The sequence below is a fragment of the Pseudomonas baetica genome (assembly GCF_002813455.1).
GTDB lineage: Bacteria > Pseudomonadota > Gammaproteobacteria > Pseudomonadales > Pseudomonadaceae > Aquipseudomonas > Aquipseudomonas baetica.
In genome coordinates, this window is the sequence record NZ_PHHE01000001.1 from 2,379,935 (window position 1) to 2,402,428 (window position 22,494).

The 22,494-nt window shown below is 59.5% G+C and carries 18 protein-coding genes, 1 tRNA gene and 1 pseudogene; 5 read left to right on the forward strand and 15 right to left on the reverse strand.

Translation table 11 applies throughout. The features are described from left to right. Positions 1–124 precede the first annotated feature (124 nt). Genes ATI02_RS10920 through ptsP form a run of 3 tightly spaced genes read right to left on the reverse strand, consistent with a single transcriptional unit; the run spans position 125 to position 5,672 of the window. On the reverse strand, positions 125–1,858 hold the full coding sequence (locus tag ATI02_RS10920) for a PTS fructose-like transporter subunit IIB (protein ID WP_095190912.1): 1,734 nt from the start codon (positions 1,856–1,858) through the stop codon (positions 125–127). An 11-nt stretch (positions 1,859–1,869) separates the two neighbouring features. Further along, a complete protein-coding gene (pfkB, locus tag ATI02_RS10925) occupies positions 1,870–2,811 on the reverse strand; it encodes a 1-phosphofructokinase (RefSeq protein WP_095190911.1) in 942 nt (313 codons plus the stop codon). After that, positions 2,811–5,672, reverse strand: coding sequence for a phosphoenolpyruvate--protein phosphotransferase (ptsP, locus tag ATI02_RS10930; RefSeq protein WP_100846265.1), 2,862 nt, complete (start codon positions 5,670–5,672; stop codon positions 2,811–2,813). The genes pfkB and ptsP overlap by 1 nt, the downstream gene beginning before the upstream one ends. Before the next feature lie 305 nt (positions 5,673–5,977). On the opposite strand from ptsP, the gene cra reads away from it, so the two are divergent. Then, positions 5,978–6,973 carry a catabolite repressor/activator gene (cra, locus tag ATI02_RS10935; RefSeq protein ID WP_100846266.1) on the forward strand — a complete coding sequence of 332 codons (996 nt, stop codon included), beginning with the start codon at positions 5,978–5,980 and terminating at the stop codon, positions 6,971–6,973. A gap of 3 nt (positions 6,974–6,976) precedes the next feature. Continuing rightward, a complete protein-coding gene (locus ATI02_RS10940) occupies positions 6,977–7,753 on the forward strand; it encodes a TatD family hydrolase (protein WP_095190908.1) in 777 nt (258 codons plus the stop codon). A gap of 113 nt (positions 7,754–7,866) precedes the next feature. Here ATI02_RS10940 and ATI02_RS33255 read toward each other — a convergent pair whose 3' ends face one another. From ATI02_RS33255 to ATI02_RS10960, 5 genes and pseudogenes are all read right to left on the reverse strand, one after another. After that, complete coding sequence (locus ATI02_RS33255) at positions 7,867–8,796, reverse strand: methyl-accepting chemotaxis protein (RefSeq protein ID WP_425273626.1); 930 nt, start codon at positions 8,794–8,796, stop codon at positions 7,867–7,869. After that, positions 8,773–9,864 (reverse strand): annotated as a pseudogene (locus tag ATI02_RS33260) (methyl-accepting chemotaxis protein); the annotation flags it as partial. The pseudogene ATI02_RS33260 and the gene ATI02_RS33255, both read right to left, overlap by 24 nt. A gap of 253 nt (positions 9,865–10,117) precedes the next feature. Beyond that, the gene (gene ampE, locus ATI02_RS10950; protein ID WP_100846268.1) at positions 10,118–10,957 is read right to left on the reverse strand and encodes a regulatory signaling modulator protein AmpE; all 840 of its coding nucleotides are present in this window, start codon (positions 10,955–10,957) and stop codon (positions 10,118–10,120) included. Beyond that, the gene (gene ampD, locus ATI02_RS10955) at positions 10,954–11,514 is read right to left on the reverse strand and encodes a 1,6-anhydro-N-acetylmuramyl-L-alanine amidase AmpD (RefSeq protein WP_100846269.1); all 561 of its coding nucleotides are present in this window, start codon (positions 11,512–11,514) and stop codon (positions 10,954–10,956) included. Before ampD ends, ampE begins: the two co-directional genes overlap by 4 nt. 64 nt (positions 11,515–11,578) lie before the next feature. Next, positions 11,579–13,762 (reverse strand): DUF1631 domain-containing protein, encoded by a 2,184-nt coding sequence (locus tag ATI02_RS10960; protein WP_100846270.1) that lies wholly within the window; start codon positions 13,760–13,762, stop codon positions 11,579–11,581. Positions 13,763–14,137: 375 nt separating this feature from the next. Between ATI02_RS10960 and nadC the strand changes: the two genes are divergently transcribed. After that, positions 14,138–14,986 (forward strand): carboxylating nicotinate-nucleotide diphosphorylase, encoded by an 849-nt coding sequence (gene nadC / locus ATI02_RS10965; protein WP_095190903.1) that lies wholly within the window; start codon positions 14,138–14,140, stop codon positions 14,984–14,986. A gap of 51 nt (positions 14,987–15,037) precedes the next feature. Here nadC and ATI02_RS10970 read toward each other — a convergent pair whose 3' ends face one another. Beyond that, positions 15,038–15,337 carry a DUF6388 family protein gene (locus tag ATI02_RS10970; protein WP_095190902.1) on the reverse strand — a complete coding sequence of 100 codons (300 nt, stop codon included), beginning with the start codon at positions 15,335–15,337 and terminating at the stop codon, positions 15,038–15,040. A 485-nt stretch (positions 15,338–15,822) separates the two neighbouring features. Here ATI02_RS10970 and ATI02_RS10975 point away from each other — a divergent pair, with 485 nt between their 5' ends. Together ATI02_RS10975 and ATI02_RS10980 are read left to right on the forward strand one after the other, a co-directional pair. Further along, complete coding sequence (locus ATI02_RS10975; protein ID WP_100846271.1) at positions 15,823–16,347, forward strand: hypothetical protein; 525 nt, start codon at positions 15,823–15,825, stop codon at positions 16,345–16,347. A 59-nt stretch (positions 16,348–16,406) separates the two neighbouring features. After that, a protein-coding gene (locus ATI02_RS10980) for an IS3 family transposase (protein WP_100846148.1) occupies positions 16,407–17,569 on the forward strand; the annotation gives its coding sequence in 2 pieces (ribosomal slippage) (positions 16,407–16,662 and positions 16,662–17,569; 1,164 coding nt in all). Here the strand turns inward: ATI02_RS10980 and ATI02_RS10985 are convergent. The 6 genes from ATI02_RS10985 to rbfA all read right to left on the reverse strand — a co-directional run bounded on the left by ATI02_RS10985 (position 17,562) and on the right by rbfA (position 22,494). Next, positions 17,562–18,041, reverse strand: a complete 480-nt coding sequence (locus ATI02_RS10985; protein WP_238156177.1) for a hypothetical protein — start codon at positions 18,039–18,041, stop codon at positions 17,562–17,564. The two genes, ATI02_RS10980 and ATI02_RS10985, sit on opposite strands and share 8 nt — an antisense overlap. Before the next feature lie 149 nt (positions 18,042–18,190). Beyond that, a tRNA-Thr gene (locus ATI02_RS10990) sits at positions 18,191–18,266 on the reverse strand. Between the two features lie 193 nt (positions 18,267–18,459). After that, a complete protein-coding gene (gene pnp / locus ATI02_RS10995; RefSeq protein WP_100846272.1) occupies positions 18,460–20,565 on the reverse strand; it encodes a polyribonucleotide nucleotidyltransferase in 2,106 nt (701 codons plus the stop codon). A gap of 193 nt (positions 20,566–20,758) precedes the next feature. Then, the gene (gene rpsO / locus ATI02_RS11000; protein WP_003177875.1) at positions 20,759–21,028 is read right to left on the reverse strand and encodes a 30S ribosomal protein S15; all 270 of its coding nucleotides are present in this window, start codon (positions 21,026–21,028) and stop codon (positions 20,759–20,761) included. Between the two features lie 142 nt (positions 21,029–21,170). Continuing rightward, complete coding sequence (truB, locus tag ATI02_RS11005; RefSeq protein ID WP_008088346.1) at positions 21,171–22,088, reverse strand: tRNA pseudouridine(55) synthase TruB; 918 nt, start codon at positions 22,086–22,088, stop codon at positions 21,171–21,173. Positions 22,089–22,092: 4 nt separating this feature from the next. Continuing rightward, on the reverse strand, positions 22,093–22,494 hold the full coding sequence (gene rbfA, locus ATI02_RS11010; protein WP_095191053.1) for a 30S ribosome-binding factor RbfA: 402 nt from the start codon (positions 22,492–22,494) through the stop codon (positions 22,093–22,095).

Sequence of the window (22,494 nt, forward strand, 5' to 3'; positions counted from 1 at the left end):
ACTCGCCATGACACCACTAACCATTGTGGGAGCGAGCCTGCTCGCGAAAGCGGTGTGCCAGTCAACATACATGTCGCTGGCAGATTGCATTCGCGAGCAGGCTCGCTCCCACAGGGGATTGGTGTCAGGCCTTGGCGGGTTCCATTGCCAGCTCGACGGTTTCAGGCCGTTTGACTGTCGCGTACACCACCGCCGTCAGCAGACTCCCCGCCACAATCGCCAGCAGATACAGCAGCGCATGATTGATCGCATTCGGGATCGCCAGTACAAACAAGCCACCGTGCGGCGCCATCAGTTTGCAGCCGAAGTACATCGACAGCGCACCGGTCAACGCACCGCCAGCGATACTCGCCGGAATCACTCGCAACGGGTCTTTCGCGGCAAACGGAATCGCCCCCTCGGAGATAAAGCACAGCCCCAGCACGAAGGCAGCCTTGCCGGCCTCGCGCTCAGTTTGGGCAAACTTGCGCCGGGCGATGAACGTGGCGATGCCCAGACCAATCGGGGGCACCATCCCCGCCGCCATGGTCGCGGCCATCGGCGCGTAACTCTGCGAGGCCAGTAGCCCCACCGAGAACGCATACGCGGCTTTGTTGATCGGCCCGCCGAGGTCGACGCACATCATGCCGCCGAGCACGATCCCCAGCAGGATCGCGTTGGTGGTGCCCATGCTGTCGAGAAACTGCGTGAGCGCGGCGAGCATGCCCGCCACCGGTTTGCCGACCACGTAAATCATCACCAGACCGGTGAACAGGCTGGCGAACAACGGGATGATCAGAATCGGTTTCAGCGCTTCAAGACTTTGCGGCAACGCAACATATCGACTGATGGCCTTGGCCGCATAACCGGCGATAAAACCGGCAACAATCCCGCCGATAAACCCGGCGCCCAAGGTACTCGCCAGCAAACCGCCGATCATCCCCGGCGCCAGGCCCGGACGGTCGGCAATCGAATAGGCGATGTACCCGGCCAGCAGCGGCACCATCAACTTGAACGCGGTTTCGCCGCCGATCTGCATCAGCGCTGCCGCCAGCGTGCCTTCCTCTTTGAACGCGGTGATGCCGAAGACGAACGACAACGCGATCATCAGACCACCCGCCACCACCATCGGCAACATGTACGAAACGCCGGTCAGCAGGTGTTTGTAGACCCCGGTTTTCTCCGATTTGGCCGGTGCCTTGCCGTCGCTGGCAGCGCTTTCCTGCTGACCTTCGGCGAGGGCTTTTTTCAGCGTGGCTTCGGATTGCTTCAATGCAATGCCAGTGCCGCAGCGGTAGATTTTCTTGCCGGCGAATCGCTCGGTAGCGACGTCGATATCCGCCGCCAGCAGCACCACGTCAGCCTCGGCAATCGCGGTCGCGCTCAGCGGAGTTTTCGCGCCGACCGAGCCTTGCGTTTCGACCTGCAATTCATAGCCCAGACGCTTGGCCGTTTGCTGCAAAGCCTCCGCCGCCATGAAGGTGTGAGCAACACCGGTCGGGCAGGCGGTGATGGCGACGATGCGCGGCGCACGCTGCTCAACGGCAGCCGGGGCGGCTGCGCTAGCGACATAAACTTCGGCTTCTTCAGCACCACGGCGCAACACCGCTTCGACATCTTGCAGGGCCTGCGCCGGGGCAATCTGGAAGAGCCGTTTGCCGACGAAACGCGTCATGTCGACGTTACCGGTGGCGACCAGCAACACCCACTCCGCCGCTTCGATGGTCGCTGCCGACAATTCACGTTCCGGATGCGCCGCATCGACCACTTCGACGCTGGTACTCCAACCCTGACGCTGGGCCGCCGCATCGAGCAAGCGGGCGCACAGCACACTGGTGACCATGCCGTTCGGGCAAGCCGTAACAATGGCTAACTTCATGACAAACCCTCTTATTGTTCTGTCAGGGGGCGCACGCGCACACCCTGTTCGAGCTGCGCCAGTTGCGCGGCGTCGTTGATGCCAAAACCGATCTGGGTCACCGCCATCGCGGCAATCGCCGTGGCAGTGCGCAAAGTTTGCTCAGGCGTATCGGCACTGAGCAACCCATGAAGCATGCCGGCCAATAGCGAGTCACCGGCACCGACGGTACTGGCGACGCTGACCTTCGGCGGTGAAGCATGCAGCGCCGAGCCGACGCTGAACCAGTTCACGCCGTCAGCGCCGTGGGAGATCACCACGTGCTCGATGCCTTGAGCGTGCAACTGCGCCGCTGCCTGCGCCTCGGCGGCGTGGGAGACCACCTCGCAACCGAGCGCATCAGCCAGTTCTTCAGTGTTCGGTTTGATCAGCCACGGGCCAGCCTTCAGCGCTTGGCGCAACGCTTCACCGCTGGAGTCGAGGGCGACTTTCAGGCCGAGGGAGTTGAGCCGTTCGATCAGCTCACGCAACCACTGTGCAGTCACGCCGCGCGGCAGACTGCCGGCGACCACCACCGCGTCGTGCCCCGGCGCGATCTGCACCAGACGATCGAGCAAAGCCTGCTGCGCCGCAGCATCGACCACCGGCCCCGGGCCGTTGATGTCAGTGATACGGCCATCGCGCTCGGCGACTTTGATATTGCTGCGCGTCTCGCCCGGCACACGGACAAACGCATCGACAAAACCGCGCTTGGCGAACAGGGTCTCGAACGCTTGCAGATTGTCTTCGCCGAGAAAGCCGCTGACCGTCAGTTGGTGGCCAAGGTCGGCCAGCACCTGCGCGACGTTCACGCCTTTGCCGGCGGCGTGGGTGTGCATCTCGTCGCTGCGGTTGACCTGACCGGCAGCCAACACTGGCAGCTCGACCGTGAGGTCCAGCGCCGGGTTGAGGGTCAGGGTGAGAATCTTGGCCATTACAGGGCCTCCACTAATGCACGCACTTCGTTGGCGCTGCCCACGGTGAGGGCTTGTTGAGCAAGGGTTTGCGCCTGGGTCAGGCTGAGTTCGCGGATGCGCGCCTTGACCTCGGCAATGCTGCGACCGGACACGCTCAGCTCATCGACGCCGAGGCCAACCAGCACCGGCACCGCCAACGGATCGGCCGCCAGTTCGCCGCACACGCCGACCCATTTGCCATGGGCATGGGCCGCACGCACGGTGATGTCGATCAGTTGCAGCACCGCCGGGTGCAAGCCGTCAGCCTGGGCCGACAGCGTCGGGTGACCACGGTCGATGGCCAGGGTGTATTGGGTCAGGTCGTTGGTGCCGACGCTGAAGAAGTCGACTTCCATGGCCAAGACCGGCGCGAGCAACGCGGCGGACGGCACTTCGATCATGATCCCCAGTTGCAGATCGGCAACCGGGATTTCCAGGCGCAAGCGCTCGGTCATGTCGCGAGCCTGACGCCACTCTTCAACGCTGCCGACCATCGGGAACATGATCCGCAGCGGACGGTTGTCCGCCGAACGCAGCAAGGCGCGCAATTGCGCTTCCATGATCTGCGGACGCTGCAAGGTCAGGCGAATGCCGCGCACGCCGAGGAACGGGTTTTCTTCCTTGGCGATCGGCCAATACGGCAGCGGCTTGTCGCCGCCGACATCCAGCGTACGCACCACCAGCGGTCGACCGGCGAGGCCGTCGAGAACGCGGCGGTATTCGGCTTCCTGAGTGGCTTCATCCGGCGCTTGCGGGTGGGCCATGAAAATCAGTTCGGTGCGCAACAGACCGATGCCTTCGGCGCCCTGCTCTACCGCGCTGATGACGCCAGCGCTTTCGCCAATGTTGGCGAACACTTCCACGGCGTGGCCGTCGGTGGTGTGCGCCGGTTGATGGCGTTGTTCGGCAGCAGCCTTGAGGCGTTGTTCGCGGGTGTCGCGTTCTTCGCTGGCGCGTTGCAGGGTCGCAGCATCGGCGTCGACATGCAGACGACCGCGTTGACCGTCGAGCAGCAACGGCGTGCCTGGTTTGAGCAGCAACACCGCCGCACCTGCACCGACCAGCGCGGGAATACCGAGGGCACGGGCGACGATGGCGCTGTGCGCGGTGGCGCCGCCGCGTGCGGTGAGAATCCCCGCTACTCGCGCCGGATCGAGCCGCGCCACGTCGGACGGGCCGACTTCGTCCATCACCAGAATGTACGGTTGCTCAGGCTCGTTCGGCGTCTGCACGCCGCACAATTGCGCCAAGACACGGCGACCAATGTCGCGCAGATCCGCCGCCCGTTCGGCGAGCAACGCGTCCTGCAGCGATTCCTGTTGCTTGGCCGCAGCTTCGATCACTGCCATCCACGCCGCTTCAGCGCTTTCGCCTTGCTTGAGGCGCGTGTCGACTTCGTCGGTCAGTTCCGGGTCGTCGAGCATCTCCTGATGGGTGATGAAAATCTCGCGGATGGCTTTGGCTTTGCTGCGTTCGATCAAGCCTTGAATGTCGCTGCGCACATCGCTCAGCGCTTGCTTGAGACGCTCGCGTTCGATCGCGGCGGACTCACCACGCAGCGGGTATTCGATGGTTTGCTGCACTTGAATGTGCGCCGGGCCGACGGCGATGCCCGGTGCCGCGGGAATCGCTTGCAACTGAGTACCGGACGTCGGGGCGATGACGACTTCGGCGATATCGGCGATGACTTCGCGTTGCTGACTCACGGCGGGCAGCGGCTCGACCTCTTCACCGAGGCCTTCTTCGATGGCGGCGAGCAAAGCCGGCAATGCGTCGGCAGCAATGCTCGGTTCGGCGATCAACTCCAGCACCTGACCACGACGAGCGCCGAGGCTGAGCAGTTTGCTCAAGCTCTTCACCGATACGGCGCTGTCCTGACCGTCGACGATGCGCACACGGATTTCGCCATCAAAACTCTTCGCCAGTTGCGCCAGGATCTTCGCCGGGCGTGCGTGCAGACCGTGGGCGTTGGCCAAGGCGATGCGTGCGCTCGGCCAGTCGGCAGGCAACTCGCCCCCCAGCACTTCAAGGACTTTACGGCTGCTGGTGGCGCGGCCCAGTTCATGGCCGCGACCTTCGATCAACAACGCGCACAGCCGCTCAAGCAAGGCCTGATGCGCTTCGCCGAGGCTGGCCAGGCAGAACAGACCGCTCAGCGGTTGACCGAGATAGCGTATTGGTTTGTCCGGGGTGACGAAGGCCAGCCCCGGACGCTTCACGGTTTGCTCGCTGTGTAGCCACCACAGACCATCGCCCAACGGCAGCGCTTCGACTTGCTGCAACACGCCAGCAAAACCGTTGCTCACGCAATCGGCCTGACGCAGCAGACGCGCCCCCCGCCAAACCAACTCTTCGAAATCGTCGGCAGCAACACCGAGGCCGATCATCTGTGCGTCCAGCGCCAATTCCTGCGGCGCGCCTTGCAGCAACTTCAACAGTGCTTCGGGCGAACTGGCGCGACGCAGGGCCTGGCCCAGATCGGTCTCGCCGAGGGCCCGGGTCAGCAGTTGCAACAGGCGCAGGTGTTCGTCGGATTTGGCCGCAATGCCGATAGCCAGATAAACGATCTGGCCATCGCCCCAATCGACACCCTCGGGAAACTGCATCAGGCGCACGCCAGTGGCGAACACCTGATCGCGGGTTTCGGGGGTACCGTGGGGGATGGCAATACCTTGACCAAGAAAGGTCGAGCCCTGGGCTTCCCGGGCCTGCAGTCCGGCCAGGTATCCGTCGGCGACCAATCCATCGGCGACCAGATGATTGGCGAGTAATTGCAGGGCAGCGGGTTTATCCACAGCCGATTGGCCCATGGATATCTGCTCTATAGTGAGCTCGAGCATGCGATCTCCTTTTTGGCACATGAAGGTGCCAGGTATTGTTTTGGATGGTTGCAGCTTAGGCGCTTGTCAGCTTCCTTTTCAGGGGCAGTTTTGGCGGTTTCACGGCAGGACCGGCCAAAAGCGTCTAAAACGTAGAAAATACGCCTGCTGAAACGTTTAATCTAGATTGATCGGCACGTTACTCGATAATGTCGCATCCTTGAAGTCCAACTTGTCGGATGCGTTGCGACAATGGTCGTCTGCCCGAATCGGGTAGGATTGGCGAAAATCTCGGCGCATGCTCGAAATAACAAGGAAATCCCGGGTTGAAACTCAGTGATATCGCGCGGTTGGCCGGAGTGTCCGTGACCACCGCCAGCTACGTCATCAACGGCAAGGCCGAACAGCAACGCATCAGCAACGCGACCGTCGAGCGGGTGCGCGCGGTGGTCGAGCAGCACGGCTTCACGCCCAATCCACAAGCGGCCGGGTTGCGCAGTCGGCATACCCGCACGCTGGGCTTTATCCTGCCGGATCTGGAAAACCCCAGTTACGCGCGGATCGCCAAACTACTGGAACAAGGCGCGCGAGCACGCGGCTATCAACTGCTGATCGCCAGCTCCGACGATGCGCCGGACAGCGAGCGCCAGTTGTTGCAACTGTTCAAGGCGCGCCGCTGCGATGCGCTGATCGTCGCCAGTTGCCTGCCGGCCGGGGATGACAGCTACCGCCAGTTGCAGGCCAAGGGGCTGCCGATCATCGCCATCGACCGGGTCATGGAACCCGAGCATTTCTGTTCGGTGATCAGCGACGACCGCGAGGCCAGTCTGCACCTGACCCAGAGCCTGCTCGATCCGCAGCTCAAACAGATCGTATTGCTTGGCGCCCGTCCAGAACTGAGCATCAGCCAGGAACGTGCCGCCGGGTTCAAACAGGCCCTGGTCGATTTCAAAGGCGAAGTGCTGGTCGAACACGCCGAATCCTTCAGCCGCGAATGCGGCAGGCAATTGATGGAAGAACTCCTGCAACGCCTCGGCCATTTGCCGGATGCGCTGGTAACAACTTCCTACGTGCTGCTGCAGGGCGTGTTCGACGCCCTGCATGACTTCCCGCTCAAATCCCGCCCGTTGCGCCTCGGCACATTCGGCGACACGCAATTGCTCGACTTCCTACCATTGCCGGTCAACGCCATGGCCCAGCAGCACCAGTTGATCGCCGACAAGGCGCTGGAACTGGCACTGGCCGCCGTCGAGCAATCGGAATACAAGCCCGGCGTGCAAGCGATTGCCCGTACCTTCAAGCAGCGTATTCACCGGGACTGAACCGTGGAGCTGATCGACAGCCACACCCACCTCGACTTCCCCGACTTCGACGCCGACCGCTCGGCGTTGTTGGCCGAAAGCCGCGCCCTCGGAGTGCGGCGGATGGTGGTACTGGGAGTCTATGAGGGTAATTGGCAGCGGGTATGGGATCTGGTGCAAAGCGATGCTGACTTGTACGCAGCGTTCGGTTTGCATCCGGTGTATCTCGATCAGCATCGCCCCGAAGATGTGCTGGCGCTCGGTGACTGGCTGACGCGATTGCGCGGTCATCGGCAGTTGTGCGCGGTGGGTGAGATTGGTCTGGACTACTTCATCGAAACCCTCGACCGCGCGCGCCAACAGGCGCTGTTCGACGCACAACTGCAGCTGGCGGCGGACTTTGAATTACCGGCGCTGATTCATGTGCGCCGCAGTCACGCGGCGGTCATTGCCACGCTCAAGCGTTTTCGTCTGAAGCGAGCCGGGATCATCCATGCCTTTGCCGGTAGCCGTGAAGAAGCGCGCGAGTACATCAAGCTGGGTTTCAAACTCGGTCTGGGTGGCGCGCCGACCTGGCCGCAGGCGTTGCGCATGCATCGGGTGCTGGCGGATTTGCCACTGGATTCGATTGTGCTGGAAACCGATTCCCCGGACATGGCGCCCGCGATGTTTCCCGGTCAGCGCAACAGCCCGGCGCACTTGCCGGCGATCTGCGAGGCGCTGGCCGAGTTAATGAAGATCAGCCCTGAACAACTGGCTACCGCCAGCACTGCCAACAGCTGTGAAGTGTTTGGCTGGTAAAAAAACCTTGTGGGAGCGAGCCTGCTCGCGAAAGCGGTGTGTCAGGTGACGAAGATGTCACTGGCAGATTGCATTCGCGAGCAGGCTCGCTCCCACAGTTTTTCGCCCGTGCCTCAGACGCGAAACGCGCTGATCAATTGTTTGAGTTCCACCACCTGCGCAGACAGCGCCCGGCTGGCATCTTCAGTCTGATGCGCACCTTGCGCCGTGCGCTCACCGGCGCGGTTGATCTCGACGATATTCTGATCGATGTCATGGGCCACCGCGGTTTGCTGCTCCACCGCAGCGGCAATCTGCTGGTTCTGATCGACGATCATGCCTACAGCGCCGAGGATGTTTTCCAACGCCTGCTGGACCTTTTCCGACTGGCCGACCGTGCCGTTGGCCATCTGATGGCTGACGCCCATGGCCTTCACCGCCGCGCCGACGCCGCCGTGCAGCTTGGCGATCATCTGCTCTATCTCTTCGGTCGATTGCTGCGTGCGTTTGGCCAGGGTGCGTACTTCGTCCGCCACCACCGCAAAACCGCGCCCCTGCTCGCCGGCTCGGGCGGCTTCTATCGCGGCGTTGAGCGCCAGCAGGTTGGTCTGCTCGGCGATGCTCTTGATCACTTCCAGCACGCGGGTGATCGACTGGCTGTCACTGGCCAGTTGATTGATCACCAGCACCGACTGATCGATCTCGCTGGCCAGGGCGGCAATACTGCCTTGCTGCGATTCCACCAGGCCACGACCATTGATGGTCTCGTCGTTCACGCTGTGCGCGCTGCTCACCGCCGCCGCTGCACTGCGCGCTACCTCCAGTGAAGTCGCCGACATCTGATTCATCGCCGTCGCCACCTGCTCGATCTGCGTGCGCTGTCCGGCGACCGCCTGATTGCTTTGCGCAGAAACGTTTTCAACTTGCCCGGCCTGACGCTCGACCTCGCCGACGGTGTGCCCTACCCGCTCGATCAAGTCGTGAATCTTGCGCACCGTGCCGTTGAACACTTCGCCCAATTCGCCCAGTTCATCGCGGCTGTTCGCTTTGAAGGTAACGGTCATGTCACCGGCCGCGACCTTGTCCATCATCGCGCCCAGGCGTTTGAGTGTGGTGCGGGTCGAGGCGTAGAAACCGCCGTAGAGATAAAAAATCAGCACAAACACCACCGACAACGCCACAGCCTGCAAGACCATGTGCGTGCGGTTCTGCGCCAGACGCTGCTGCAATTGGGTGTCGAGGAATTTCAGGGTGGCTTCGTTGAGCTGCCAGGTTTTGTCGATAAGTCCGGTCACCTGGTCGTAAAACGCCTGCCACGGTGCATCAAGGGTATCGGCTATCACCACTTGTTCTTCGAACAATTCACTGGCCTGTTTCAGCGACACCTTGCTGGCCTCGGCCGGAGCGCTGAGGGTTTCACGCGCGGCCGTGCTGGAGCCCAGCGCGTCCTGCAGTTTCAAGCCGTACTCGGCCTGGAGCTTTTCGATCTGCACCAGCAACTCATCAAAACGGGTGCTTGACGAACTGTTGAGAAAGCCCTGACCCAACGAATACGAGCCCATGGCCCGGCCTTCGCCAAGGGTTTGCGTGACGGTCGGCGTAATCAGCGTGACCAGTTCGCTGAGTTGGCGGATATCGCTCTGGTTGTCGCGGCTCAGCCCCGCCTGACTGGTGATGATCTGGCTGAATATCTGCGCACTGGCCAGCAATTTGCCGATCAAGGCACTTTTGCTTTGCAGGGAGTTTTCCGCTTGCTGGGCTTTGAACGCGGCAATCATTTCATCGCGTTTGCCGTCAAACACCTTGATCTGCTCGGGATCGTCGGTCATTGCCGTGAGCCCTTGCAGGCGCGCCAAAACGGCTTGTTCAAGGGTGGTGATCTGCGCTTCGACGTTACCGGCCTTGCCGGACTGGCCGAGGGTGACGTCGATCTGCACCAGATTGTTCAGGGTCTCCAGATCCCGGCGCAGGCTCAGGCTACTGCCCAGCAGATCGAGGCTTTGCAGTTCGATCCGGGTGCCCTGGAATTCGCGATAAGAGTCGCGCACCAGATAGAAATTGGTCACCAGCATCGGCACCAGAAACAGCACGCTGATCAGGCTGAACTTCATGCCGAAGCTCAGACGGTTCATCAGCGAGACGGCGGGATAGAGCAAGCTCTTCACTGGAAGTCTCCCTTGGTTTTTCTTGTTTTTATTGGCAGGCGCGCAGAGACAGCAGATAGCCACTATCGGGCGCCATCTCTGTATAGCGCAAATCGGAGGGAGGCTTTGTAACTTAAGGTTAACGGCAAAAAAGATCGCAGCCTGCGGCGGCGCCTACAGGAAAAACTCGATCCCAGTGTAGGTGCTGCCGCAGGCTGCGATCTTTTGATCTTGCTTTACATCAGTGAATCAATACGGTCCACAAGGCAAACCCGGCATACCACAGCACCGCTGCGCGCAGCAGCAGTTCCCACAGGCAATCGAGGGTGTTGATGCCTTCCGGGCCAACCGCAGGAGGCGGGATCTCCCCTGCGGCCAATCCAACCTTGTTGATCAATTGCGCGGCGCTGATGTTCCAGTTCAGCAACTCATGCAACATCACCCGGCTGACCGCCACAAAATTGCCGACCAACGCGAAACTTGCCGCCAACAGACGCACCGGCACCCAGTCGAAGGCATGGCGCAACTGCGCGGCACGCTCGACCAGCGCCGGGTTGTGCCCATGCTCTTCGGCCAGCGCCAGCAAGCGATAAGCCAACGCCGCCACCGGACCGAGCAGGAAATACCAGAAGATCACCGCGAAGAAACTCTGATAGGCCTGCCACAACAGATGCCCCTGTACCCGGTCGAGCAATTGCTCGCCGCTGTCGGCACAGATATCCAGATCACGCTTGGCCACGTGGGCCGCCGCTTGCAGATCCTCACGCCGCCAGGCATCACGGAACGGCCCGAGACCGCCGAGCAAATCACCGCGCCCCAGGCTGTAAATCACCACCAGCAGATGCACTGGCAACGCGAGCAAGCCGTACGCCACCGGCTCCAGCACCACCAGCAACAGCGCGAGCAGCGCCACCGGAAACAGCACCAGAATCGTCAGCACCAGCCATGGCTGTTTGGCCAGACGCTCGCTGCTTTCGAGTTTGTTCAGTTCGCGGATCCATCCGCCATCGCGTTGAACACGGTGACGCAGGGCCGAGAACTTCTCGATCCACAGCGCCAGCAGTAACACCAGAAAACTCATTGTCCTTCCTCTTGTGCCAGGGCTGCGCGGTAACGCGCCCAGTCGAATGCCGGGCCAGGATCGGTCTTGCGCCCGGGTGCAATGTCGCTGTGTCCGCAAATACGTGCGCCGGTGATGGCCGCAAATGCGCTTTGCAACTGGCGGGTCAGCACGGTCAGCGCCTGATACTGCGCGTCGGTGAACGGCAGATCATCGGTGCCTTCAAGCTCGATGCCCACGGAAAAATCGTTACAGGTTTCGCGCCCCTCGAACATCGACACGCCCGCATGCCACGCCCGCTCAAGACAGGAGACAAACTGGGTGACCTTGCCGTCACGTTCGATCAGAAAATGCGCCGAGACCCGTAGGTCGGCAATCCCTGCAAAGTAGGGATGTTCGGTGACATCCAGGCGATTCTGGAAAAAATCCTGCACCTTGCCGGTGGCGAACTGCGCCGGTGGCAGGCTGATGTTGTGGATCACCAACAGGGAAATTTCGCCCGCAGGGCGTTCATTGAAGTTGGGCGATGGGCAGACCTGCACCCCCTGACACCACCCGCTAGCGGGATCCAACTGCATACCGATTCCTTCAACGCGAACTGTGTTGGCGCCCAGTATGCCGTGATCGGCCCCCGGCGCGCGATCACTTGGCGCGATTGAGTCGCCGCAGATTGCCCAGCACCGACTCCAGCGCACGGTCGAACAACAAGGTGTCGTCCAGCGCGCGCACCGCACCACGCTGGAATTCGAGCGCCAGTTCGATGCGGCTGCGTTCCAGCACTTTCATCCCGGTACGGTCGACAAACACGTACTTACCGGTGGCTTCGATGATCGCTGCGAGCTTGCAGCGCAGGGTGTTGTCCTCGTCTTCCTGAAACGCCACCCAACCGCCCACGCGCAATTGATCAACCTGTTGCAGACCGGCGGCGTCCTGAGACAGGCGCCCCGAGGTCAGCGCCATCGTGGCCTCGTCAGCGGTTTGCAAAAGGATCTGCCGCGAGACCTCGATCAGTGCCGGCGCCGCTTGATCAGCCGCCGTGCGCGGCTCAAGCACACGCACATGCAGCGCTTCCAGCTCGCTGAAAAATTCGCTGGTGGCAAACGGATCGAATGCCGAACGGCTCAAGCCGTCACGCAACGACTTCAGCAACCCCGGCACCAGTGCCAGCAGACGCATGCCGGCGTCAGCATCATCATGGCGCTGCACACTCCAGATCAGTTGCTCCAGGGTGTGCGCATCGGCCTGCCACTCGGCGGACTTATCGCCATGCTTGAGGCAGGTGAGCAGCAGCACCTTGCTCCAGGCGTCCTGCACAAACGCTACCACCGACGGCGGCAGGACTTTGCCCAGCAGGACTTGATTCAACGCCAGTTCGACTCGCCGACGAGCTAACTCGGTTTTCGCCCGCCCTTCTTCGGCATCGCGCAGACGCTGCTCGAGCAATTCACTGCGCCGACGCTCATCACTGGTGAAAGCAAGAAAGTCTGCGAGCAATTCGGAAAAAATCGCCGGATCATCGTCAAAATCGGTGAGCAGGCGCTGCACCACCTGCTCGATGCGCAGATACAGGCTGTCGCGCGCCTCGCCATCACAATCGCCCCAACCCATCGCCGCTTCGGCAATTTCGTTGAGCAGCCGCCGCGCCGGATGGCTGCTGCGACTGAAGAAGCTCTTGTCGAGCACCGCCACTTTGAGCATCGGGATTTGCAAGCGGGCGATCAGCGCCTTGAGCGAGTCCGGCACATTGCGGTCTTCAAGGATGCAGTCGAAGACCATGGCGATCAGGTTGATCACGTCTTCGTCAGCCCCACCAACGATCCGCGACTTGCCACTTTTGACGCTGACCCGCGTCAGCAGTTGCTCAAGCTGATTGCGCAGATCGAAGTCGTCATGCGACGCCAGCGCCGGCACATATTGTTGCAAGTGCGAGAGCAGGCGCAGCAGGTCGCGGGTGGTGATCGGCTGTGTAGCGGCGCTCGGTTCCAGAGTCGGCGCGACGCTGCCGCGCACGTGCAACAGCAACTCCTGCAACGCGGCGAAGACTTCCTGCACGCCTTCGTCTGCTGGCGGCGGATCGTCGCTTTCCTCGCTATTTACGTTGGCCACCGCGCGATCGATCGCGCGGCGTGCAAGAGCCGGTTTCAGTTCAGGTAGCACGCCGGTGGCACTGAGCAACTGATTGGCTTCGGCATACAACTGCTCGGTGTCGGCCAGCACATAGCGCTCGAACAGTTTGAGCAGGATCAACTTGACCTTGATCTCTACACCGAGGTTGCGACCGGCCTGCAAGAAGAACTCACAGAGCAGCGCCGGGCCGAGCGGATTGCATTGATCGTCCAGGGTATTGCCAAGCAATGCGTTGAGGCGCGCGGTCAGTTGATCGAGGGCAAAGCCGTCACGTTTGAGTACGCGGCCGACCATGGTCTCCACCGCGACATTACGCTCCATGTCATCCGTGCGCGGTGCCGAGTCTTCGTGCATCAACGGAAGTGGCAGCGTGTTGTGCACGGGATCGTATTGGGTGAGGCCGACAAAGGCATCGAAGAACAGTTCGAGAAAGCCCCGTTCGATGTTTTTGCGCTTGAGGCGCAAGTCGCGCATGGCTTCGAAAAAGATGTTCTGTTCGACGTCGTTGCGCGCCCGGTCGGCCATTTCAAACAGGGTGTCATCGGCGTTATCGAACAGCTCCTGCAAACCGTGACGCAGTTGCTGGGCAGCCTTGTCGCGAACCTGAAGCAGAATCACAGGCAGGCGGGCGAGCGGCGAGTGATTCGCCTGATCGGTAGCGGCCTTGTGCAAAGGCACTACTTTCCCGTCGTTGTGCATCCAAGCCTCCTGAAGCGGTGATTCGTTCGGTCAAGCCAACCCGGATCCCTGTGGGAGCGAGCCTGCTCGCGATAGCGGTGTGTCAGCCGCAGCAATGTCACTGAAAGAATGTATTCGCGAGCAGGCTCGCTCCCACAAGTTCAATCAGGACGTCAAAGCTATGACGTCAAATGCAAGGCGAATTATCTTTCATAACTTGTACCCGGCGCCATAGTCGTCAGGGTTTCCCCTATGCCTGTCCCCTCTCAGTGACCACGTCTGTACGGGGTTTGCTCAAAGAAAATCGACCAGATGCAGTCAAGCACGCGTGTTCTCACCTTGGGTTGGCTCGCGCCATGCCCCTATAATCGAATCACTTTGTTTGTGGAGCCCGTTATGCCGAATCTACGTCTCGCCGATTTGACCGCCGAAATCGAAGCCAACGTGCGCCGTGCGTTGCTCGAAGACATCGGCAGCGGCGACATCACCGCGCAACTGATCCCGGCCGAACGTCTGGCCAAAGCCACTATCATTACCCGCGACGACGCCATCATCTGCGGCACTGCGTGGGTCGATGCGGTGTTTCGTCAGCTCGATCCGCGGGTCGCGGTGCATTGGCAGGTGATCGATGGCGAGCGGGTCAAACCCAATCAACCGCTGTTTCATCTGGAAGGCCCGGCCCGCTCGTTGCTGACCGGTGAACGTAGCGCGCTGAACTTCCTGCAATTGCTTTCGGGCGTGGCGACCCGCGCGCAGTACCTGGCGGATTTCGTCGGCGAAACGCAGGTCAAGCTGTTGGATACGCGCAAGACCCTGCCGGGCCTGCGTCTGGCGCAGAAATACGCGGTGACTTGCGGCGGCTGCCACAACCATCGCATCGGCCTGTACGACGCCTTCCTGATCAAGGAAAACCACATCGCGGCCAGTGGTGGCATTGCACAAGCCATCGCCGCCGCCCACAAGATCGCCCCGGGCAAGCCGGTGGAAATCGAAGTGGAAAGCCTGGATGAGTTGAAAGAAGCGTTGGCGGCCAGCGCCGACATCATCATGCTCGACGAACTGAGCCTGGACGACATGCGCGAAGCCGTACGCCTCAACGGCGGCAAGGCGAAACTGGAGGCAAGCGGCGGCATCAACGAAAGCACACTGCTGCCAATCGCCGAGACGGGTGTGGATTACATCTCGATTGGTGCGATGACCAAGGATGTGAAGGCGGTGGATCTGTCGATGCGCCTCAGTCTCTGAAGACTGCACGCAATAAAAAACGCCAGCCTGGTTGAGGCTGGCGTTTTTGTTTCAGACCACCAGATTGTTCATCTCGCAGTACTCGTCCCACTCGACGCCCAGTACTTCGGCGGCCTCTTTATGCAATACGAGACGCTGCGCCTCGAATTCTTCAGGAGTGCTCGTGTACTTGAGCGTCAGCTCCCACGGCTGCAAGCCCTGGGCCTCGGCTTCATCTTCGAACGCCCACTGGATCTGGTCTTTCTGATCATCGGGACTCAGGTCCTTGATCTCTTCTTTCAGATCCGGTACGTCCAGGATGTATTTCTTAAGCGCTTCTTCGTGGCGTTGCTCTTGAGTTAATTCGGTCATGGCGTTCTCGCTGATCGTAAGAATGGAAGATGGATCTGGATCATCAAGGATCTCTCTGACGCGGTTAGCCCGGCCTTCGGAACCATTCGGGATCATCTGAAAACTGCTAAGCGATGCTCATGCAGGCACCGAATATAGGACGTTTGCATGACGAATTACACGGGTCTTTACATCTCTCCCACAAAAAGCTGACCTGCGGAACATAAATCCGCATGGCAATGAGCGGGAGTGAGGAAAACGGTGGTGCCCGAGACAGGAATCGAACCTGCGACCTTCGCGTTACGAATGTATTTTTTATTCATTGAGTACGGGGCAGGCCCAGCATATTTTGCAATCAAGTCAGGTTGAGTCCGCCAAAACAGAACCGTATAGTCGTTTTTGCTGCCACCTGTCACGGACGTTCCGGTATGACAACCAGGATCCCAGCTAGGTTTTCTCGGCCATCTCTATGTAATCATTCAATAATTAAAATGGACTCTGGCCAAATGGATGACAAGGAGCGATTCGGTTTCGCTGAAAAGGTTTACTACTACGAGCTGGAAAGGAAAGAAAAACTCATTGCGCGGCTGAGCCTTCCTCTTGCGATATTGGTCGCACTGCTTAGCTTTTTTTCCTACATGCTCGACAAGGCCCCCATAACGTCTACCGGCGGCGTTGCTGTGTTTTTTTGGATTTTCTATTGGTACGCCTGCATATGCCTAGCCGTAGGAGTATGGAATTTTTGGAAAGCCTGGAATCTCCGAGTATTCGACAAAACCCTATCCACGCTGGAAGAGATTGAAGCGTATAGAGGCGAGATGCTCAAGCTCTACGCAGAGTTCGAAGACGGAGTGGAAGAGACAGAAAAACAGATGTCTATATTCATTTACAATCAATATGTCACCGGAGCAACTACGAATACGCTGAACAATGATCGACGCTTGGCGTACTTGAATGAGGTGTCGACGTTCATGGCAGCGACAATCTTATTCGCACTGCTATCTTTCATACCGTTTTATGTTTACCTGTAGTGGTCTAATGAAACCGGACACCCATTTAGGCGAGAATGCTCGCCAGATAGAGGTGTCTGATGACCAAACAACGTCGTTCTTTTTCCGCTGAATTCAAACGCGAGGCCGCAGGCCTCGTGCTCGATCAAGGCTATAGCCATATCGAAGCCAGCCGCTCGCTTGGTGTGGTTGAGTCCGCGTTGCGCCGCTGGGTTAATCAGCTTCAGCAGGAGCGCACTGGCGTTACTCCGCAGAGTAAAGCGCTGACGCCAGAGCAACAGAAAATCCAGGAATTGGAAGCTCGAATCGCTCGACTTGAGCGGGAGAAATCCATTTTAAAAAAGGCTACCGCGCTCTTGATGTCGGAAGAGCACGAGCGCACGCGCTGATTGATCAACTGAGCCCCCAAGAGCCGGTTGATTGGCTTTGCGCAGTCTTTGACGTCACTCGTTCGTGTTACTACGCCCATCGTCTCAGGCGCCGAACTCCAGACGTTGAGCGGCTTCGGTTGCGCAGCCTGGTTAACGAACTGTTTACGCAAAGTCGAAGCGCCGCCGGTAGCCGCAGCATCGTGTCGATGATGCAGGAAGACGGCGAGCAAATTGGGCGGTTCAAGGTGCGAGGCCTGATGCGGGAACTGGAGTTGGTCAGTAAACAACCTGGATCACATGCCTACAAACAAGCGACGGTTGAGCGGCCTGACATTCCGAACATATTGAATCGAGAGTTTGATGTGCCGGCGCCGAATCAGGTCTGGTGTGGCGACATCACCTACATCTGGGCTCAAGGGAAATGGCATTACCTGGCTGTCGTTATGGATCTTTACGCGCGCCGAGTGGTGGGCTGGGCGCTGTCGAACAAGCCGGATGCGGATCTGGTCATCAAGGCGTTGGACATGGCTTACGAACAGCGTGGCAGGCCTCAAGGGCTTCTGTTTCACTCGGATCAGGGCTCGCAATATGGCAGTCGCCAGTTTCGCCAACGGCTCTGGCGTTACCGCATGCGCCAAAGCATGAGCCGTCGTGGAAACTGCTGGGATAACGCGCCGATGGAGCGTGTGTTTCGCAGCTTGAAAACTGAATGGATACCGACCGTGGGCTACATGACAGCTCAAGAAGCGCACCGCGACATCAGTCATTACCTGATGCATCGGTACAACTGGATTAGACCGCACCAATTCAACAACGGACTGGCCCCAGCTCAGGCCGAGAAAAAACTTAACGTCGTGTCCGGGATTAGTTGACCACTACAACGTCGTTCTCCTTCAGCCTCCACAGAACCACGAAGGCGAATTTCGGAGAAAGGTACCCATGGCCTTGATAGTAGCGAAGTGCGTTAGCGAGTATTGAGCCGCCCTCTGCGTCGGCGAGCTTCTGCAGCGATCGCAAGCAAGCATCGTCGCGCATCTTCTGCGTCAATCGATCCAGCTTTTTCTGTGTGTCCTTTGCGGAGAGTTTTCGGCCCGCTTCAAATACCGAAACACCGAATCTGAGGATGCACTGAGAACCCACCCAAAGCGCGTGGCCTGTGAGCGCGTTTCGAATCTCAAACTGATAGCGTAGCGACTCCTGATCACAAAGCTCACACGTCTCAGTCGGGTGTTCGTGATCCCTCACCACGTCCTTAAAAGACCACTCCTCGAAGGCCTCTGGCAGCGTCTTGCCTACAGACAGCGGAATGATGTTTTCCCAGACTCGCTGCGGGTAACTCGCCATGACCTGGCTCCTACTTCGTCCTTGCTTGATCGGAGTCGGCTTATTGCGAATCCGCCCTTTCCGCACCACGTTATCGAGCGGAATGCTGTCACCCTGCTGTCACAAGCATTCTTAACAACTGATCAGTAGCCGTGAAGCCCTTATTTTACTGGTGCCCGAGACAGGAATCGAACCTGCGACCTTCGCGTTACGAGTGCGCTGCTCTACCGGCTGAGCTACACGGGCAGTGGGCTAAACCTAGCACCGGTTTTCACAAAAGCAAAGATCGCAGCCTGCTGCAGCGCCTGCACGATCTGGTTATCACACCGTTTGTGTAGGAGCTGCCGCAGGCTGAGATCTTTTGATCTTATGCCAGACAAAAAAATGCCCCGCCGTTTTCACGGAGGGGCATTTTTATTGCGCTAACGCTTTGGGCTGATTAAACGCCCGAAGCCTTGGCCGCTGCCACGTCTTTGATGGACAGCTTGATACGGCCGCGGTTGTCCACGTCCAGTACCAGCACTTCCACTTCCTGGCCTTCTTTCAGGATGTCGGTCACTTTCTCAACGCGAGCGTCGCTCAGCATCGAGATGTGCACCAGACCGTCCTTGCCCGGCAGGATGTTGACGAATGCGCCGAAGTCGACGATGCGCTCAACCTTGCCCACGTAGATCTTGCCGATCTCGGCTTCAGCGGTGATACCCAGAACGCGCTGACGAGCAGCTTCTGCAGCTTCCTTGGTTTCGCCGAAGATCTTGATCGAACCGTCGTCTTCGATGTCGATCGAAGCCTTGGTTTCTTCGCAGATCGCACGGATGGTCGCGCCACCTTTACCGATAACGTCACGGATTTTGTCGGTGTCGATCTTCATCGCGATCATGGTCGGAGCGTTGGCCGACAGTTCGGTACGCGACTGGCCGATGATCTGGTTCATCTGACCGAGGATGTTCAGGCGCGCTTCCAGGGCTTGGCCCAGAGCGATTTCCATGATCTCTTCGGTGATGCCCTTGATCTTGATGTCCATCTGCAGTGCGGTAACGCCTTTGGCAGTACCGGCTACTTTGAAGTCCATGTCGCCCAGGTGGTCTTCGTCACCGAGGATGTCGGTCAGGACTGCGAATTTCTCGCCTTCCTTAACCAGACCCATGGCGATACCGGCAACCGGCGCCTTCATCGGCACACCAGCGTCCATCAGGGCCAGGGAAGCGCCGCAAACGGAAGCCATCGAGCTCGAACCGTTGGATTCGGTGATTTCCGAAACCACACGGATGGTGTACGGGAACACGTCAGCGGCAGGCAGCATGGCCGAAACCGAGCGACGGGCCAGACGGCCGTGACCGATTTCACGACGACCAGCACCACCCATGCGACCACACTCGCCCACCGAGAACGGAGGGAAGTTGTAGTGCAGCATGAACGGGTCTTTTTTCTCGCCTTCCAGGGTGTCCAGCAGCTGTGCGTCACGGGCGGTGCCCAGCGTCGCGACGACCAGAGCCTGGGTTTCGCCACGGGTGAACAGCGCCGAACCGTGGGTCTTCGGCAGAACGCCGACTTCGATGTTCAGCGGACGTACGGTTTTGGTGTCGCGGCCGTCGATACGTGGCTTGCCGTTTACGATGTTTTCGCGAACGGTGCGGTATTCGATTTCGCCGAAAGCAGCTTTGACTTCAGCGGAAGTCGGCTGGCCTTCTTCGCCGGACAGCTTGGCAACCACTTGATCCTTCAACTCACCCAGGCGAGCGTAACGGTCGGCCTTGATGGTGATGGTGTAAGCCTGGGAGATCGCGTCGCCGAACTCGGCACGGATAGCACCCAGCAGCTCGGTGGCTTCAGGCTGTGGAGCCCAGTTCCAGGTTGGCTTGGCAGCTTCAGCGGCCAGTTCTTTGACGGCGTTGATCACCACCTGGAATTCGTCGTGAGCAAACAGTACTGCGCCCAGCATCTGGTCTTCGGTCAGCTCTTTGGCTTCCGATTCAACCATCAGCACGGCGTCGGAAGTACCGGCAACGACCATGTCCAGGCTCGAAGCAGCTTGCTGCTCGTAAGTCGGGTTCAGCAGGTAGCCGGTGCTTTCGTGGAAAGCTACACGAGCGGCGCCGATCGGGCCGTCGAACGGAATGCCCGAGATAGCCAGGGCAGCCGAGGTACCGATCATCGCAGCGATGTCCGGATCGGTCTTCTTGCTGGTGGAAACGACGGTGCAGACAACCTGCACTTCGTTCATGAAGCCTTCTGGGAACAGCGGACGGATCGGACGGTCGATCAGTCGGGAAGTCAGGGTTTCTTTCTCGGAAGGACGGCCTTCACGCTTGAAGAAACCGCCAGGGATCTTACCGGCAGCGTAAGTCTTTTCCTGGTAGTGAACGGACAGAGGGAAGAAGCCCTTGCCCGGATCGGCTTGCTTGGCACCAACAACGGTCACCAATACGCTGACGTCGTCGTCAACGGTGACCAATACTGCGCCGGAGGCCTGACGGGCGATACGGCCAGTCTCGAGGGTAACGGTCGACTGACCGAACTGGAATTTTTTGATTACCGGGTTCACGGTGTCCTACCTTCTTTGTGGCTCTTGGGGGAACTGGTTTCTTGCGAAATTCTTGGGCAATGTCGGGAATCGGCCCAACGCCTGTCCAGGGTAAAACGTGTATCCAGATAAAACTTGAGGCTGGGAGCCTGCCGGACGCCGACGGAAACCGCCGGCGCCTGACAGACAACCAACCTCATAGCGCAATCGCTTATTAGCGACGCAGACCCAGGCGACCGATCAGAGTCTGATAACGACCCAGATCCTTGCCTTTCAGGTAGTCCAGCAGCTTGCGACGCTGGTTTACCATGCGGATCAGACCACGACGGGAGTGGTGATCTTTACCGTTGGCCTTGAAGTGACCTTGCAGCTTGTTGATGTTGTGGGTCAGCAGTGCAACTTGCACTTCTGGCGAACCGGTGTCACCAACAGCTTGCTGGTAGTCAGCAACGATTTGAGCTTTTTCTTGAACGTCGAGAGCCATGAGGCAATCCTTTTATCAGGAAACTGTTTCAAAGAAACAGCTTCAACAGGCCAGGGACAAATCCCTGTATCTATAAATGAGTCGTGACCGTGCCTGTTAACAGCCACACTCGCCAGCCTGCTGTTACACAGACTGGTTTCGGTCATTCCGACCGAATCAAACGACGTGGCGCGATACGCCCGTCTTCGCTCACTTCACCGATACCGATGAAGCGACCATTGTGATCCTGTACCCGCACCATGCCGAACTTCGGAGCATCCGGGGCACGTACCGGCTGGCCGTTGAGCCAGTAGAACGCGCTCGCTTCCGAAAAGTGCAGCAGCGGCCAATCCTGCAGGCCGCTGTCCGATGGCATCAGGAAGCGGTCGACCGCTTCGTTGCCGCCTTCGGCATGTACCGCTTCGAGCTCTTCGAGGGTGACAGTCTGCGCCAGGGTGAAAGGCCCGGCCTGGGTACGGCGCAATTCTGCGACGTACGCACCACAACCGAGTTGCTCACCGATATCCTCCACCAGGGTGCGGATATAGGTGCCTTTGCTGCAGTCCACCGCGAGACGCGCAGTATCGCCTTCGAAGGCCAGTAATTCCAAGCGCGCAATAGTAACAGAACGCGGTTCGCGCTCCACTACTTCGCCTGCACGGGCCAGCTTGTACAGCGGCTGGCCATCACGCTTGAGCGCCGAGTACATCGGCGGTATCTGACTGATTTGACCGCGAAATTTCGGCAAGGCAGCCTCAACATCGGCGCGACCAACGGTCACCGGGCGCTCCTGCAAAACCTCACCCTCGGCATCCGCCGTGGTGGTGGTCTTGCCCAGTTGCGCCAGGGTTTCATAAGCCTTGTCGGAATCGAGCAGATACTGCGAGAACTTGGTTGCCTCACCAAAGCACAGCGGCAATACGCCGGTGGCCAGCGGATCAAGACTGCCAGTGTGCCCGGCCTTCTCGGCGTTGAGCAGCCAGCGAACCTTCTGCAACGCGGCGTTGGAGGTAAACCCCAACGGTTTGTCGAGCAGAATGATGCCGCTGACGTTACGACGGATACGTTTGACCTGAGCCACCGAGTTACTCCTTGGTGTCTTCAGGTTCAGCAACTGCCGGGTGCTGATTGTCTTCAGCCACGGCGCGCTCGATCAGGGCCGACAGGTGCGCACCACGGACGACGGATTCGTCGTAGTGGAAGTGCAATTGCGGCACGCTGCGCAGCTTCATTTCGCGGGCCAGTTGCATACGCAGGAAACCTGCGGCGGCATTCAGCACCTTGATGCTTTGCGCGATGTCTTCGGCGTTGTCCTGCCCCATCACGGTGATGAAAATCTTCGCGTGACCCACGTCACGGGAAACTTCCACTGCGGTAATGGTGACCAGACCGACGCGCGGATCTTTGACTTCACGACGGATCAGCTGGGCCAGCTCACGCTGCATCTGATCGCCGATACGTTGGGTACGGCTGTATTCTTTTGCCAT